Source organism: Nocardiopsis prasina DSM 43845 (assembly GCF_000341265.1).
Lineage (GTDB): Bacteria > Actinomycetota > Actinomycetes > Streptosporangiales > Streptosporangiaceae > Nocardiopsis > Nocardiopsis prasina.
Window position 1 is genome coordinate 53,631 of record NZ_ANAE01000161.1, and the last position, 13,557, is coordinate 67,187.

Sequence of the window (13,557 nt, forward strand, 5' to 3'; positions counted from 1 at the left end):
TACCCGTCTCCGAGGTGCCAACACCCACACAAGCCTGTGGATAACTCGGTGTGGGCGGTTCCGGGGGAGCCCCGGAGACTGTGGACAAGCGCGGAGCCGTCGCACGAAGGGCGAGAGAGGGCGGGGGCCACCCGGTGACGGGCCCAAGGGGACAAGGAGAGAAGTCGACACGTCGACCAGTGGACTCGGTGACACGTCGACTGGGAGACACACGGACGCGGAGGCGGGCGACGGGGTGACGGTCGTCGGCGGGGCCGTCGCGAGGCGGACGCGAGGCGGACGCGGGCGCCCCAGGGCCCCTCTGACACGACGGAGGGGCGGCCGCCGTGCTGGCGGGGCCGCCCCTCCCGATCGTCGTGTGTACCCGGGGCCGGTCAGGTCAGCGAGGGCTGGTCCTTGATCCGGCTGGTCAGCTCGTGCACCTGGTTGTAGATGGAGCGGCGCTCCGCCATGAGCGCCCGGACCTTGCGGTCGGCGTGCATGACGGTGGTGTGGTCGCGGCCGAACTGCTGACCGATCTTGGGCAGGGAGAGGTCGGTCAGCTCACGGCAGAGGTACATGGCGATCTGCCGGGCCGTCACCAGCACCCGGGAACGGGAGGTCCCGCACAGGTCCTCCAGGCTCAGCCCGAAGTAGGCCGCGGTCTGGGACATGATCGCGCTGGCCGTGACCTCGGGCACCTCGGCGTTGGGGACGAGGTCCCGCAGCACCTGGCCGGTCAGGTCCAGGTCCACCGACTGCCGGTTGAGGCTGGCGAAGGCGGTCACGCGGATGAGCGCGCCCTCCAGTTCCCGGATGTTGGTGGAGATCTTGCTGGCGATGAACTCCAGGACCTCGGGCGGCGCGGCCAGACCCTCCTGAGCGGCCTTCTTGCGCAGGATGGCGATCCGGGTCTCCAGCTCGGGCGGCTGGACGTCCGTCAGAAGCCCCCACTCGAACCGGCTCCGCATCCGGTCCTCCAGCGTGGTCAGCTGCTTGGGCGGCCGGTCGCTGGAGATGACGATCTGCTTGTCGGAGTTGTGGAGCGTGTTGAAGGTGTGGAAGAACTCCTCCTGCGTCTGCTCCTTGTTCTCCAGGAACTGGATGTCGTCCACCAGGAGCACGTCGATGTCCCGGTAGCGGCGCCGGAACCCGTCCGCCTTGCCGTCCCGGATCGAGTTGATGAACTCGTTGGTGAACTCCTCCGAGCTCACGTACCGCACCCGGGAGCCCTCGTACAGCCGGTGCGTGTAGTGGCCGATGGCGTGCAGCAGGTGGGTCTTGCCCAGCCCGGAGCCGCCGTGGATGAAGAGCGGGTTGTACGCCTTCGCGGGAGCCTCCGCGGCCGCGACCGAGGCCGCGTGCGCGAACCGGTTGCTGGACCCGATGACGAACGTGTCGAAGGTGTACTTCGGGTTCAGCCGTGCGTGCTCACCGGGGGGGATCTCCTGCGACCGGCCCGGGGGAGAGGCCGGGGCGGCGGGCGCCGTCGAGGGAGCGGGCGCCTCCGGCTCCGGCTCCTTGACCGGCGCGGGATCCACTGCCTGCTCCACGGGTGCCGGGACGCCCTCGGGCTCACTCGGAGGCCGTTCCTCGCTGTGCGGGGGCTCAGGGGCGGACCTCGGCGCGGGGCCGGTATCCCGCGGGGCCGGGCTCTCCCAGCGGTTGGGCTCGTCCCAGGACGCGTCGGCCCAGCTCTGCTGCTGCCACAGCGGCTGCTGGGCGGGCTGGTCCCAGCCCGAGGCGGCACCGTGGAACGCCCCCTGCTGCCCCGTGTGGGGCTGCGCCGGGGGAGCGGGCAGCGGCTGCTGCGGCGCGGGCGACTCCGCGGCGTGCGTGACCGGTGCGGACGGACCGGAGTGCGGCCCTTGGGCGGGCCGCTGCGGGGCGGGGGAGCCCTGGTCACCGGTGTGCGGGTGGCCGTGCTGGCGCGGCGCCTGGCCGCGTTCGTCGGGCCGGGGGCCCTGGACGGAGGGTGCGGGGCCGAGCAGGTCGGCCTGCGCCTCCTGCGCGCGTGCGTGCCCGGGGTCGGCTCCCAGCGCCTCGGACGGGTGCGGGGCCTCGGGCCGCTGGTGGGCCTCGTAGGGGTGCGGGGCGGACGGCCGGGCGTGCTGCCCCCGGGGTTCGTGGACGGAGGGCTGCTCGGCGCGGCCGGGGTGCGGGGGCGGCTCCGGCGGGGCGGAGAGCGACGTGTGCCCGCCCGTGTCCCTGCCCACACCGTAGGGAGAGGGGGTCGGGGGCGGCGTGGGGACGGCGGTGGGGTCCACGGTCACAGCGACCCGGATCTCCCGTCCCAGGTGGGCGGAGAGGGCCTTGCTGATCGCCGGGTAGAGGCGTGTCTCCAGGACCTTCTTGGTGAACTCGTTGGGCGCCGCGATCAGCGCCGTGTCCTCGATCAGACCCAGCGGGCGGGTCTGCGGCAGCCAGGCACGCTGGTGTGCGGGGAGGGAGTCGTGGTCGATCCCGTCCAGCACGCTCGACCAGACCATTGCGAGGTTGACCTGTGCTTCAGCCAAGGTGACCTGCCATGGTTGCTGTCCCTTCGGTGCGGATCTGTTCGGTGCGGGTTGGAGGCGGTGAGGGGACGGGGGAGTTCGGGTCGGCGTGTTTCCGGGAAGCGGGCACCACGGGGGTCCCGTGCCTCCCATTGTCCTCCCCTGAGGGAGGTGCCGGGCCGGGGTTCCGGTTCGAGGGCGGTCCTTCTGGTCGTTCGCTGCCTGTGGACAACGGGAGCGGCGGTGGGCGGTCAGGTGTTCGACTACCTCTGGGTATCCACAGCTTCAGGAGGTTGTCCACACCTTGTCCACAGGTTTATCCACAGGATGACAGTCGCCTGTGTGTTTCGGGAAGTTATCCACAATCCCCAGTTCAGGGGAGGTGTACAGCGACTGTCCACAACTTCGGCGAGGCTGTGGACGGCGTCGGGGGCGAGTTATCCACAGGTTGAGGTTATCCACAGACCCCCGTTCCTGTGGAAGTCTCACACGCTGTGGACAACCGGTTGTCCACAGGGAGGCGGGTAGACTGTGACCGGTGGCGTCCGCCACCGGCCCGAGCCGCGCCACGACGTCGCTCGCGGGACGGTCAGCAGGGCTGATTTGACCACGACCCGACCAGGTCGTATGTTCTATATGCTTATGCCGACGATCCTGCCTGCGCTCGTGCACACCACGAAGTCGCGGCCTCGTCGCACGCACTGTAAGGCCCCGCATATCCTGGGGGTCTGTCGTAGTACTTTCCTGACACGCCCCTGGAGCCAGTAGTGAGCAAGCGTACGTTTCAGCCGAACAACCGGCGTCGCGCGAAGGTCCACGGTTTCCGGCTGCGCATGCGTACGCGCGCCGGTCGCGCCATCATCGCCTCGCGACGTCGTAAGGGACGCGCCGCGCTGACCGTGAGCCACTAGGCCACGTCAAGCCTCAAGTCTTCACTGGGACCGGTCCGGCCTTCTCGCCGGTCGGTCCCTTTGTCGTGGGGCACGGAACCGGTAGCCGGGGGCCGTGCCGCACCCCTCTCCCGGAGGAACCCCGATGTTGTCGCCGGAGAACCGGATGCGCCACAGCGCCGAGTTCGGGACGGTCATGCGTTCCGGTCGGCGCTCCTCGCGTGACGCCCTGGGCGTCATCTACCTCGCCCCCCGGAAACCGCCCGGCGACCCCGACCAGACCGACGCAGCGGCACCGCCGCGCGTCGGTTTCGTCGTGAGCAAGGCCGTCGGGGGAGCCGTCGTCCGCAATCGCGTACAGCGGCGTCTGCGCCACCTGATGCGCTCACGGTTGGCTGTTCTGCCAAACGGTAGCCTGCTGGTAGTGCGGGCCAAGCCCTCGGCCGCGACTCTGCGGCAAGAGGACCTGGCGGTACAACTCGACAGCGCGATCGCCGCGGCGCAGCGTCCCCGTGGGGCCGACAAGCGCCGACGCGGCCGCGGGGGTCCACGCCCCGAACCGGTCGGGTCGGCGAAGACTGAAGCAGACGGTGACCGTCGCCCTCAGGAGGGCGCAGAACGGTGGGCGAAGCAATGACCGAGCACAGACCGACGTCTTTCGCGCGGTTGTTGATCCTGCCCATCCGTGGCTACCAGCGCTTCATCAGCCCGCTCTTCCCCCCGGTCTGTCGTTTCTACCCCTCGTGCAGTGCGTACGGCGTCGAGGCGCTGCGCGTCCACGGGGGACTTCGCGGGTTGTGGCTGACGGTCAGGCGTATCGCCCGCTGCCACCCCTTCAACCCGGGGGGTCTTGATCCGGTTCCGCCGCCCAAGGGGCGCCGGAACGAGGAGTCCGAGGAGTCTACGGGCGGAACCGGGCACACCGGCACCGCTTCCGGGGACCAGTAGCTGAACCGAATCACCGAGGAGTTGGCCGGTGCTGGACTGGCTTTACAACATCATCGGCCACGTGTTGGTCTGGATCCACTCGGGTCTGACCATCGTTGGCCTGAACCCCGACAGCGGGTGGGCGTGGGGCCTGTCCATCGTGCTGCTGACCTGCCTGATGCGTCTGCTGATGGTGCCGCTGTTCGTCAAGCAGATGAACACGCAGCGCAAGATGCAGGAAGTGCAGCCGAAGATCATGAAGCTTCGGGAGCGCTACAAGCACGACAAGGAGCGGCTCCAGCGGGAGTCGATGAAGCTCTACCAGGAGAGCGGCACCAACCCGATCATGGGCTGCCTCCCGCTGCTTCTCCAGATGCCGGTCTTCTTCGCCCTGTTCAGCGTGCTGCGCAGCGTCGCGGAGGGCAAGGTGCAGTTCGGCTTCACCCAGGAGCTCGCCGACAGCGCCCGTGAGGCGCTGATCTTCCACGCCCCGATCGCCGCCCAGTTCAACACCCCGCCGGACGAGCTGCGGGCCCTGGGCGCGACCGACCCCATCATGGCCAAGGTCGTCATCGCCATCGCCTGTGTGGTCATGGGCGTCACGACCTTCCTCACCATGCGTCAGAGCATCAAGCGCAGCATCGCGCAGCAGCCTGACAACCCGATGATGCAGACCCAGAAGATCATGATGTACATGGCGCCCGCCTTCGGGCTCTTCGGCCTCATGATGCCGATCGGTGTGCTCGTCTACTGGGTCACCTCCAACGTGTGGACGATGGTGCAGCAGCACTTCCTGTACCGGAACCAGCCCGCGCCCGGCACGGAGGCCGAGTCCGCCAAGGGCTCCTCCGCCAAGGGTTCGGCCAAGGGCATGCTCGGTCGCAAGAAGGCTCCGGAAACCCCTCCGGAGCCTGAGGAACAGCCTAAGATCGAACGCAAACAGCCGAAGAAGCAGACGCGTTCCAAGCGCGGCGGCGGGTCCAAGTAGGGCCTCCCTGCTTCGTGTCGGCGTCCACGACTTTCGAGTGCGCAGGCGAGAATGCCCCTGAGGCGTACGGCGGCCAGGGACTGACGGATTGAGGAGACGGGATCGCTGTGGGAAGTAGCGAGGAAGAGAGCGGTGGCGTAGCGGTGGCTGACGCACCTGAGGGCGGAATCGACGTCGAGGCCCTGGAGAACGAGGGTGACATCGCCGCGGACTACATCGAGGGTCTGCTCGACATCGCCGACTTCGACGGCGACATCGACATGGACGTCGAGGGCGACCGCGCGATGGTCTCCGTCGTCGGGGCGACCCTGGACGAGCTGATCGGTCAGGAGGGCGAGGTCCTGGAGGCGCTCCAGGAGCTCACCCGCCTCGCGGTGCACCGGGCCACCGGTGAGCGCAGCCGCCTGATGCTGGACATCGGTGGTTACCGTGACGGTCGCCGCAAGGTGCTCTTCCAGATCGGCGCCGAGGCCGCCACGAAGGTCAAGGAGACCGGTGAGGTCCACCCGCTGGAGCCGATGACCCCGTTCGAGCGCAAGGTGGTGCACGACGCGGTCGCCGCGGCCGGGCTGCGCAGCGAGTCCGAGGGCGAGGAGCCCAACCGCTACGTGGTGGTCCACCCCGCCGACTAGTCGACAAACGGACAGACCGGGGGCGGTGTTTCACGTGAAACACCGCCCCTTCGTCATGCCCGCGCGAATGGGACGACCGCGGTGGTGGGTCCGGGGCGTCCCGGAGGTCCGGTGTGAGAGTCGGACGCAAGGGGTGTTTCACGTGAAACACGGGTGCGGCCCCCGCGTAGGATCGTCTCCGGGGACCTTCCCACCACGAGTCGTCCCACCTTCGGGATCTCCGGGGTGGCTCCGCGAGTGGAGTCGCGAACCGCACGATCCGTGTGGGGGAGGGGACCACCCCCGTGCGCGCGGTCGGCCGCGATCCGCCGCGCGCTTCCCGCGTCGTCAGGTCCCTGTCCCTTTGTGGACAGGTCGACATGACGACCCAACGGTTCATGGAAGTGACGATGGACGAGTTCCGACAGGTGGTGACCGATGACCTCGGGCACTGAGGAGCCCGGCGCTACGCTCCCCGCCCCGCCCCCGCAGGCCGTGACGGTCTTCGGCGACACCCTGCCCGTGGCGACCCGCTACGCCGAACTTCTCGCCGACGACGGGGTGCGTCGCGGGCTGATCGGCCCGCGCGAGGTGCCCCGCCTCTGGGAGCGGCACCTCATCAACTGCGCCGTCGTCGAGGAGCTGATCCCCGAGGGTGCCGAGGTGGTGGACATCGGTTCCGGTGCCGGGCTGCCCGGACTGGTGCTGGGTCTGCTGCGTCCGGACATCAGGATGATCCTCCTGGAGCCCCTGCTGCGGAGGACGGTCTTCCTCGATGAGGCGGTCAGCACCCTGGGGCTGACCAACGTGGAGGTGCGTCGAGGGCGAGCGGAGGAGGCGCACGGCGAGCTGTACACCGACTTCGTCACCGCTCGCGCGGTGGCCCCGCTGGCCCGGCTGGCCGGTTGGTCGCTGCCCCTGCTGCGCAAGGACGGAAGCCTGTTGGCCCTCAAGGGGGAGCAGGCGGAGGCCGAGCTGGCGGAAGCGAAGGAAGACGTTTCGAAACTGCGCCCTGGTGTGAGCGATGTGATCAGGGTGGGGCGGGGTAAAGTCGATCCCGCTACCACGGTCGTTCGCGTCACGGTGACATCCGACGGTGGTCCGCCCGCGTCGGGAGGCTCCCAGAAGAAGGCGCGGAACGGCAAGAAGAAGCGCGGACGGAAGAGGTGAACTCATTCGTGCCCCAGAACCCAGCCGACGACGCCGGTGTTTCACGTGAAACACCGGCGGGCGCCTATGGAGACCTGCTCGATGTTTCACGTGAAACACCGATGGACTCCACGGTGGGCCAGCCCCCTGTTTCACGTGAAACATGGAGTGGCGAGGCGGCCCCCGACAGCGTCCCCGACACACCTCTCGCCCGAGCGGCCCGTGCCGCGATGACGGGCCGTGGACACGAGGACCCCTGGCCTCGACCCCGGTCCTGCCGGATCATCAGCGTCGCCAACCAGAAGGGCGGGGTCGGCAAGACCACCACGACGGTGAACATCGCCGCCGCCCTCGCCATGAACGGGCAGCGCGTCCTCGTGGTCGACCTCGACCCCCAGGGGAACGCGTCCACCGCTCTCGGCATGGAACGCGACAACCAGACCCGGTCCATCTACCACTGCCTCGTCGAGGACGAGGAGATCCGCAAGCTGGCCCAGCCGGTTCCGGACATCCCCAACCTGTGGTGCGCCCCGGCCACCATCGACCTCGCGGGCGCTGAGATCGAACTGGTCTCCCTCGTGGCGCGGGAGGCCCGGCTCAAGCGGGCCTTCGCGGCCTACGACACCTCGGACCTCGACTACATCCTCATCGACTGCCCGCCCTCGCTCGGCCTGCTGACGGTCAACGCGATGGTGGCGTGCGACGAGGTCATGATCCCGATCCAGTGCGAGTACTACGCACTGGAAGGGCTCGGGCAGCTGCTGCGCAACGTGGAGCTGGTCAAGTCGCACCTGAACACGGGACTGTCCGTCAGTACGATCCTGCTGACGATGTACGACGGGCGGACCAGGCTCGCCCAGCAGGTGGCCGACGAGGTGCGCTCGCACTTCGGAGAGCTCGTCCTGAAGTCGTTGGTGCCGAGGAGCGTCCGTGTCTCCGAGGCGCCCAGCTACGGGCAGTCCGTCATGACCTACGACCCCGGGTCGACCGGGGCCGTGGCCTACTTGGAGGCGGCCCGGGAGATCGCCTTCCGGGCCGAGGCGCTCAACCCCGGCTGACAGTGGCGGTTGTTTCACGTGAAACACCCCGTCCGGTCGGCGCGGTCGACCGGACGGGCGGAAACTCACAAGGAGTGTGGAGGGAGTTGCCGGTGAGTCAGCAGCGGCGCGGACTGGGCAAGGGGCTGGGGGCGCTCATCCCGCAGGGGCCGACGGCCCCCGCGCCGGTGGAGAGCGTCCGCGACACGATGGTGTCCGTCCCTGAACCCCCTGCGGTCCAGGGCCCGACAGAGATGCCGGACGGGACGTACATGGAGGAGGTCGAGCTCACCTCGATCACCCCCAACCCCCGACAGCCCAGGACCTACTTCGACGATGAGGCCCTGGACGAGCTGCGGGACTCGATCATCGAGGTCGGCCTGCTCCAGCCCGTCGTGGTTCGCAAGCTCGAAGGTGAGGGCGAGCCCCGCTACGAGCTGATCATGGGGGAGCGGCGGTTCCGGGCGAGCAAGCTCGCGGAGCTCGAACGCATCCCCGCGATCGTGCGCCGGACGGACGACGACGAACTGCTCCGGGAGGCGCTCCTGGAGAACCTGCACCGGCAGCAGCTCAACCCGTTGGAGGAGGCGGCCGCGTACCAGCAGATGCTGGACGACTTCGGCACCACCCAGGGGGAGCTGGCCCAGCAGGTCGGCAAGTCGCGTTCGCACATCGCCAACACGCTGCGTCTGCTCAACCTCCCGGGGAGGGTGCAGACACGGGTGGCGGCGGGGGTGCTGAGCGCCGGACACGCGCGGGCCCTGCTGTCGATCGACGACCCGGAGGCCCAGGAGCGCCTCGCCAAGCGGGTCAACGACGAGGGGCTGTCGGTGCGGTCCCTGGAGGAGATCGTCGCCCTCCGGGAGATTCCGGATGAGGACAAGCCCCGCAGGGCCTCCGCCGGGCGGATCGACAACCCCCCGCAGATCGAGGAGTGGGCCACCCGGATGGGCGACCGGCTCGACACCACCGTGAAGGTGGACATCGGCCGGAAGAAGGGCAAGATCGTCGTGGAGTTCGCGACGATGGAGGACCTGGAGCGGATCATCGGTCAGATGGACCGCGAGAACTGACCCTCCACCCTCGCGGGCGATGGCGGTGTTTCACGTGAAACACCGCCATCGCCGTGTTCAGCGCCAGGTGTCCCAGGGGCGGCGCGGCCCCGTGCGGCGAGCGTGCCCCGCTGCCCCTGCTGACGCCGTGATCGCCTTCGACGTACGGGAGGGCCACCCGTGGGGCCGTGCTCACGGGCTCGGTACTCGCCCCGGCCCTCCGGGGCCTGTGCTGAGGCGTGGTGCGCGTCGGCGCTTCCGGCGACAGTGCCCCCGCAACGGGCTGTTTCACGTGAAACAGCCGGTCAGAGACCCATGGAACCGATCGTGAGGCCTCACAGGGGCCGTGGGGCGCTCGTGAGGGCTCGACCCCGGGGTGAGTCCATATGAATGCCGAGAGGCCCCCAGGGTCCACCTGAGGGCCTCTCGTGCGTGTGTGCGGCGCTGCGGGCTACAGGAACTCCGCGAGCTCCTTCTCCAGCAGACGCGTCGGCTTGGCGCCGATGATCTGCTTGACGACCTCGCCGCCCTTGTAGACGTTCATGGTCGGCAGCGACAGGACGTTGTACGCGCGCGGCGTCTCGGGGTTCTGGTCGGTGTTGATCTTCACGACGTCGATCTTGTCGCCGTGGTTGGCGGCCAGCTTGTCCAGGACCGGGGCCATCTGCTTGCAGGGGCCGCACCAGTCAGCCCAGAAGTCCACCAGGACGGGCTTGTCGTTATTGAGGACGACCTCCTCGAAGGAGGCGTCGGTGGCGTTCTTGACGGTGGACACTGCTTGGTTCTCCTTGGTTCGACGAAACCGGACGAGGGGGTCGGGGAAGCTAGTTGCCGATGGCGGCGAGGAAGCGCTCGGCGTCCAGGGCGGCGGAACAGCCGGTGCCCGCGGCGGTGATCGCCTGACGGTACTGGTGGTCGACCACGTCGCCCGCGGCGAAGACCCCTTCGAGGTTGGTCCGCGTGGACGGGGCGTCCACCTTCACGTACCCCTCCTCGTCGAGCTCGATCTGCTTCTGGAAGAGCTCCACGCGGGGGTCGTGGCCGATCGCGACGAACAGACCGGTGACGTCCAGCGTGCTGGTCTCGTTGGTCTTGTTGTTGATCAGCTTGAGGCCGCTGACGCGGTCCTCACCCAGGACCTCGGTGACCTCGGTGTCCCAGACGAAGGTGATCTTGTCGTTGGCGAGCGCGCGCTCGGCCATGATCCTGCTGGCGCGCAGCTCGTCACGGCGGTGGATGACCGTCACCGACTTGGCGAAGCGCGTGAGGAAGAGCGCCTCCTCCATGGCGGTGTCCCCACCACCCGCCACGGCGATGTCCTGGTCGCGGAAGAAGAAGCCGTCGCAGGTGGCGCACCAGGAGGTGCCCCGGCCGGACAGTTCCTTCTCACCGGGGACGCCGAGCTCGCGGTAGCCGGAGCCGGTGGCCAGGATGACGGTGTGCGCGAGGAAGGTCTCGCCGCCCGCGGTGACCTCCTTGACCGGCTTGGTCAGGTCCACGTCGGTGACGTCCTCGGGGACCAGCTCGGCGCCGAAGCGCTCGGCCTGCTTGCGCAGGTTGTCCATGAGGTCAGGGCCCATGATCCCGTCCGGGAAACCGGGGAAGTTCTCCACGTCGGTGGTGTTCATGAGCGCACCGCCGGCCGTGATGGACCCCTCGAACACCAGCGGGCGCAGCTCCGCGCGCGCGGCGTACACGGCAGCGGTGTAACCCGCCGGTCCGGAACCGATGATGATGACATTGCGGACGTCACTCACGCTCTAGGCCCTTCACACAGTCGCTGCCCGGCCACGGTGGTGTGACAGGGGAAAGATGGTTAGCACAACCGATGGTAGGCGCACGCCATTCCCGGTCCGACATCCGTGCAGCGTACGGGGGTGGGGTATGGGTCTCAGCCCCTCCCGGACACCCGCCCGGACCCGCGCCCCAGGCCCGCCGCGACGACGAGGGCCAGCCCCCCGGCGACCGCTCCCCACACGGCGTTCACGGCCAGGACCGAGACCACCGCGAGGGGGTTGGTGAGCGGCCCCTGGAGCCCCTCTCCGAGGAGGGGCGACAGCACCGCGCTGAGCAGGATCGCGAGGGCACCGTAGGCGACACCCGCGCAGACGAGGGTGAGGAAGGGGCGGGGCACGTGCGCCGCGACCACGGCCGCCACCCACGCCAGGGTCACCAGCAGCGTGGCGCCCAGCTGTGCCCAGGGTGAGCCGATCGCCTCGGTGACCCCGGTGACGTTCATCAGGGGGCGCACCAGGGCCAGGGCGCCCAGGCTCAGGACCAGGGGCCAGGGCACGCCGGGTGGAGCGCTGGCGGACGGGGACGGGCGGCGGTTCATGGTGTTCCCCTCGTGGGCTGCGGGCGGTCACTCGACACCTCGGAAGCTACGGGCGACGACCGTGGCCGGGCGTCCGTCCCGGGTCTCCTCCCGGTACGTCGAAACACGTAGCCGGACGCGCACGTGAGCACGGGTACGGCCGGGGCCGGCTCCGTAGAATCGCCGCATGCGCGACCGCCCACGCCCGCCGGGCCAGCAGGACCAGTCCGACCCCACCGACCCCGCCGGCCGTCAGGCCGTCGTCGTCGACGCCCTCCTGGGGTTCACCGTCTTCGCGGTGGTGGCCATCGCGATCGGCGCCGGTATCGGCGGGGGAGACCTGCCCGCTGTCGTGGCCTACGGGTTCGCGAGCGTCCTCGGCCTGCTCATGCTGTTCCGGCGCCGCTGGCCCCTGGCGGTCCTCCTGCTCACCGCCGTCCTCCTCATCGCCTACTACGTCGTGGACCTCCCGGTGATCGGTTTGGCGGTGCCCGTGGCCGCCGCCCTGTACTCCGCGGCCGTCTTCGACCGCGCCCGGTGGGCCGTGGGGACGGCGGCCGCGCTGGTCGTCGTCTCCACGGTGGCGAGGCTGGCGGAGGGGCAGGATCCGGCCTTCCTCCTCGGGTACGAACTGGTGTCGACCGTGGCCATCATGGGGGCGGCGATCGCCCTCGGAGACGGGGTCCGCCAGAGGGCCGAGGGCGCCCGCCAGCGCGAGCTGATCGCGGTCCTGGACGCCCAGGCGCGGGAGGCCGAGTCGGCCGAGCTCCTGGCCCGCGAACGCGCCCGGATCGCACGCGACCTGCACGACGCGGTGGGTCACCACCTGTCGGTGGTCTCCCTGCACACCTCGGTGGCGGCCGAAGCCCTGGAGGAGGGGTCCGTGGACCCGCCCGTGGCGCGTGCCGAGCTGCGCCACGTCGCCCAGGCTGCCCGGGAGGGGTTGCGCGACCTGCGCTCCACGGTGCGGGCGCTGCGCGAACCCCGGGGCGGCCAGGGGGCCGGGGACGGGATCGAGCGCGTCGCGGGGCTCGCGCACCTGGACGATCTGGTGGCCTCGGTGCGTGCGGCGGGGCTGGACGCGGAGGTGACCGGGGAGGGCGGTCCGGGGCTACCCGGTCTGGTCGACGCGACCGCCTACCGGGTGGTCCAGGAGGCGCTCACGAACACGCTCCGGCACGCGCGGGCCGAGGCCGCGGAAGTGGCGCTCGAACGCGCGGAGGGAACGCTCACGGTGACGGTCACCGACGACGGGACGGGGCCCCTGCCGGGCGAAGCGTTCGGGGAGCGCTGCGGATCGGGGCTGGCCGGGATGAGGGAGAGGGTCCGGATGGTGGAGGGAACCCTGGAGGCGGGGCCGGTACCCGGCAGAGGGTTCCGGGTGCGTGCGCGGCTGCCACTCGGGGGTGGGGCGTGAGCACGCCGACGAGGGTCCTGCTCGTGGACGACCAGGAGCTCGTACGCGCCGGGGTGCGTTCGCTGCTGGAGCGGGAGGGCGACATCGAGGTGGTGGCGGAGGCCGCCGACGGGCGCCGGGCGGTGGTCGAGATCGACCGGCACCGCCCTGACGTGGTGCTGCTGGACCTCCAGATGCCCGTGATGGACGGGCTCGGCGTTCTGCGGGAACTGGAACGTCGACGTGTCGACACGTCGGGGCGCCGACATGTCGACACCCGGGTGGTGGTCCTCACCACCTTCGGAGAGGACGACAACGTGTTCTCCGCGCTGCGCCTGGGCGCGGCCGGGTTCCTGCTCAAGGACGCCAAGCCGCGCGAGCTCAGGGACGCGGTCCGCACGGTGGCGGCGGGGGAGGGGCTGCTCTCGCCGGGCGTGACCCGCCGCGTCATCGAACGCCTCGCCGTTACCGAGCTGCCGCCCGGGGCCGCCGCTCGTCTGGACGGGCTCACCGTTCGTGAGCGCGAGGTGCTCGGCCTGGTCGGGCGGGGGATGTCCAACCAGGAGATCGGCGCGGAGCTCTACCTGAGCCCGGCCACCGCGCGCACGCACGTGGGCCGTCTGCTGGCCAAGCTCGGGGTGCGTGACCGCGTGGGGCTGGTGGTGCTGGCCTACGAGAGCGGGCTGGTGCGCGCCGGAGATGATCGCTGAGACCGCTGG

At 69.9% G+C, this 13,557-nt stretch carries 14 protein-coding genes; 10 read left to right on the forward strand and 4 right to left on the reverse strand.

Annotated features, from left to right (window positions below; genetic code table 11):
- Nucleotides 1-374 precede the first annotated feature (374 nt).
- Nucleotides 375-2,627 carry a chromosomal replication initiator protein DnaA gene (gene dnaA, locus D452_RS0118840; protein ID WP_083927559.1) on the reverse strand — a complete coding sequence of 751 codons (2,253 nt, stop codon included), beginning with the start codon at nucleotides 2,625-2,627 and terminating at the stop codon, nucleotides 375-377.
- 614 nt (nucleotides 2,628-3,241) lie between these two features.
- Between dnaA and rpmH the strand changes: the two genes are divergently transcribed.
- From rpmH to D452_RS0118875, 8 genes are all read left to right on the forward strand, one after another.
- On the forward strand, nucleotides 3,242-3,385 hold the full coding sequence (gene rpmH, locus D452_RS29775) for a 50S ribosomal protein L34 (protein WP_014909187.1): 144 nt from the start codon (nucleotides 3,242-3,244) through the stop codon (nucleotides 3,383-3,385).
- A gap of 124 nt (nucleotides 3,386-3,509) precedes the next feature.
- Nucleotides 3,510-4,001 carry a ribonuclease P protein component gene (rnpA, locus tag D452_RS29780; protein ID WP_083927560.1) on the forward strand — a complete coding sequence of 164 codons (492 nt, stop codon included), beginning with the start codon at nucleotides 3,510-3,512 and terminating at the stop codon, nucleotides 3,999-4,001.
- Nucleotides 3,998-4,312 (forward strand): membrane protein insertion efficiency factor YidD, encoded by a 315-nt coding sequence (gene yidD, locus D452_RS0118845; RefSeq protein WP_017545702.1) that lies wholly within the window; start codon nucleotides 3,998-4,000, stop codon nucleotides 4,310-4,312. Before rnpA ends, yidD begins: the two co-directional genes overlap by 4 nt.
- A 28-nt stretch (nucleotides 4,313-4,340) precedes the next feature.
- On the forward strand, nucleotides 4,341-5,279 hold the full coding sequence (yidC, locus tag D452_RS0118850) for a membrane protein insertase YidC (RefSeq protein ID WP_017545703.1): 939 nt from the start codon (nucleotides 4,341-4,343) through the stop codon (nucleotides 5,277-5,279).
- A gap of 143 nt (nucleotides 5,280-5,422) precedes the next feature.
- A complete protein-coding gene (locus D452_RS0118855) occupies nucleotides 5,423-5,911 on the forward strand; it encodes a Jag family protein (protein WP_017545704.1) in 489 nt (162 codons plus the stop codon).
- Between the two features lie 417 nt (nucleotides 5,912-6,328).
- On the forward strand, nucleotides 6,329-7,060 hold the full coding sequence (gene rsmG / locus D452_RS0118865; protein ID WP_017545706.1) for a 16S rRNA (guanine(527)-N(7))-methyltransferase RsmG: 732 nt from the start codon (nucleotides 6,329-6,331) through the stop codon (nucleotides 7,058-7,060).
- A gap of 209 nt (nucleotides 7,061-7,269) precedes the next feature.
- Entirely contained in the window at nucleotides 7,270-8,097 is an 828-nt protein-coding gene (locus D452_RS0118870) for a ParA family protein (RefSeq protein WP_017545707.1), read from the forward strand.
- A 92-nt stretch (nucleotides 8,098-8,189) separates the two neighbouring features.
- Nucleotides 8,190-9,149: a ParB/RepB/Spo0J family partition protein gene (locus D452_RS0118875; RefSeq protein WP_026129463.1), complete on the forward strand. Its 960-nt coding sequence runs from the start codon at nucleotides 8,190-8,192 to the stop codon at nucleotides 9,147-9,149.
- A 430-nt stretch (nucleotides 9,150-9,579) separates the two neighbouring features.
- Here the strand turns inward: D452_RS0118875 and trxA are convergent, their stop codons facing one another.
- The 3 genes from trxA to D452_RS0118890 form a co-directional block, all read right to left on the reverse strand.
- The gene (trxA, locus tag D452_RS0118880; protein ID WP_017545709.1) at nucleotides 9,580-9,903 is read right to left on the reverse strand and encodes a thioredoxin; all 324 of its coding nucleotides are present in this window, start codon (nucleotides 9,901-9,903) and stop codon (nucleotides 9,580-9,582) included.
- Between the two features lie 49 nt (nucleotides 9,904-9,952).
- The gene (trxB, locus tag D452_RS0118885) at nucleotides 9,953-10,885 is read right to left on the reverse strand and encodes a thioredoxin-disulfide reductase (protein WP_017545710.1); all 933 of its coding nucleotides are present in this window, start codon (nucleotides 10,883-10,885) and stop codon (nucleotides 9,953-9,955) included.
- Nucleotides 10,886-11,019: 134 nt separating this feature from the next.
- Nucleotides 11,020-11,463 carry a hypothetical protein gene (locus D452_RS0118890; protein WP_017545711.1) on the reverse strand — a complete coding sequence of 148 codons (444 nt, stop codon included), beginning with the start codon at nucleotides 11,461-11,463 and terminating at the stop codon, nucleotides 11,020-11,022.
- 166 nt (nucleotides 11,464-11,629) lie between these two features.
- Between D452_RS0118890 and D452_RS0118895 the strand changes: the two genes are divergently transcribed.
- Entirely contained in the window at nucleotides 11,630-12,859 is a 1,230-nt protein-coding gene (locus D452_RS0118895) for a sensor histidine kinase (protein ID WP_017545712.1), read from the forward strand.
- Nucleotides 12,856-13,548 (forward strand): response regulator, encoded by a 693-nt coding sequence (locus D452_RS0118900; protein ID WP_040694270.1) that lies wholly within the window; start codon nucleotides 12,856-12,858, stop codon nucleotides 13,546-13,548. The genes D452_RS0118895 and D452_RS0118900 overlap by 4 nt, the downstream gene beginning before the upstream one ends.
- Nucleotides 13,549-13,557: the final 9 nt, after the last annotated feature.

What these genes read in the sequence shown, in the direction of transcription:
- dnaA (WP_083927559.1), bottom strand. Translation starts at nt 2,627, where the DNA reads ATGGGAGGCACGGGACCCCCGTGGTGCCCGCTTCCCGGAAACACGCCG.
- D452_RS0118895 (WP_017545712.1), top strand. Translation starts at nt 11,630, where the DNA reads ATGCGCGACCGCCCACGCCCGCCGGGCCAGCAGGACCAGTCCGACCCC.
- D452_RS0118870 (WP_017545707.1), top strand. Translation starts at nt 7,270, where the DNA reads ATGACGGGCCGTGGACACGAGGACCCCTGGCCTCGACCCCGGTCCTGC.
- rnpA (WP_083927560.1), top strand. Translation starts at nt 3,510, where the DNA reads ATGTTGTCGCCGGAGAACCGGATGCGCCACAGCGCCGAGTTCGGGACG.
- rsmG (WP_017545706.1), top strand. Translation starts at nt 6,329, where the DNA reads ATGACCTCGGGCACTGAGGAGCCCGGCGCTACGCTCCCCGCCCCGCCC.
- D452_RS0118890 (WP_017545711.1), bottom strand. Translation starts at nt 11,463, where the DNA reads ATGAACCGCCGCCCGTCCCCGTCCGCCAGCGCTCCACCCGGCGTGCCC.
- yidD (WP_017545702.1), top strand. Translation starts at nt 3,998, where the DNA reads ATGACCGAGCACAGACCGACGTCTTTCGCGCGGTTGTTGATCCTGCCC.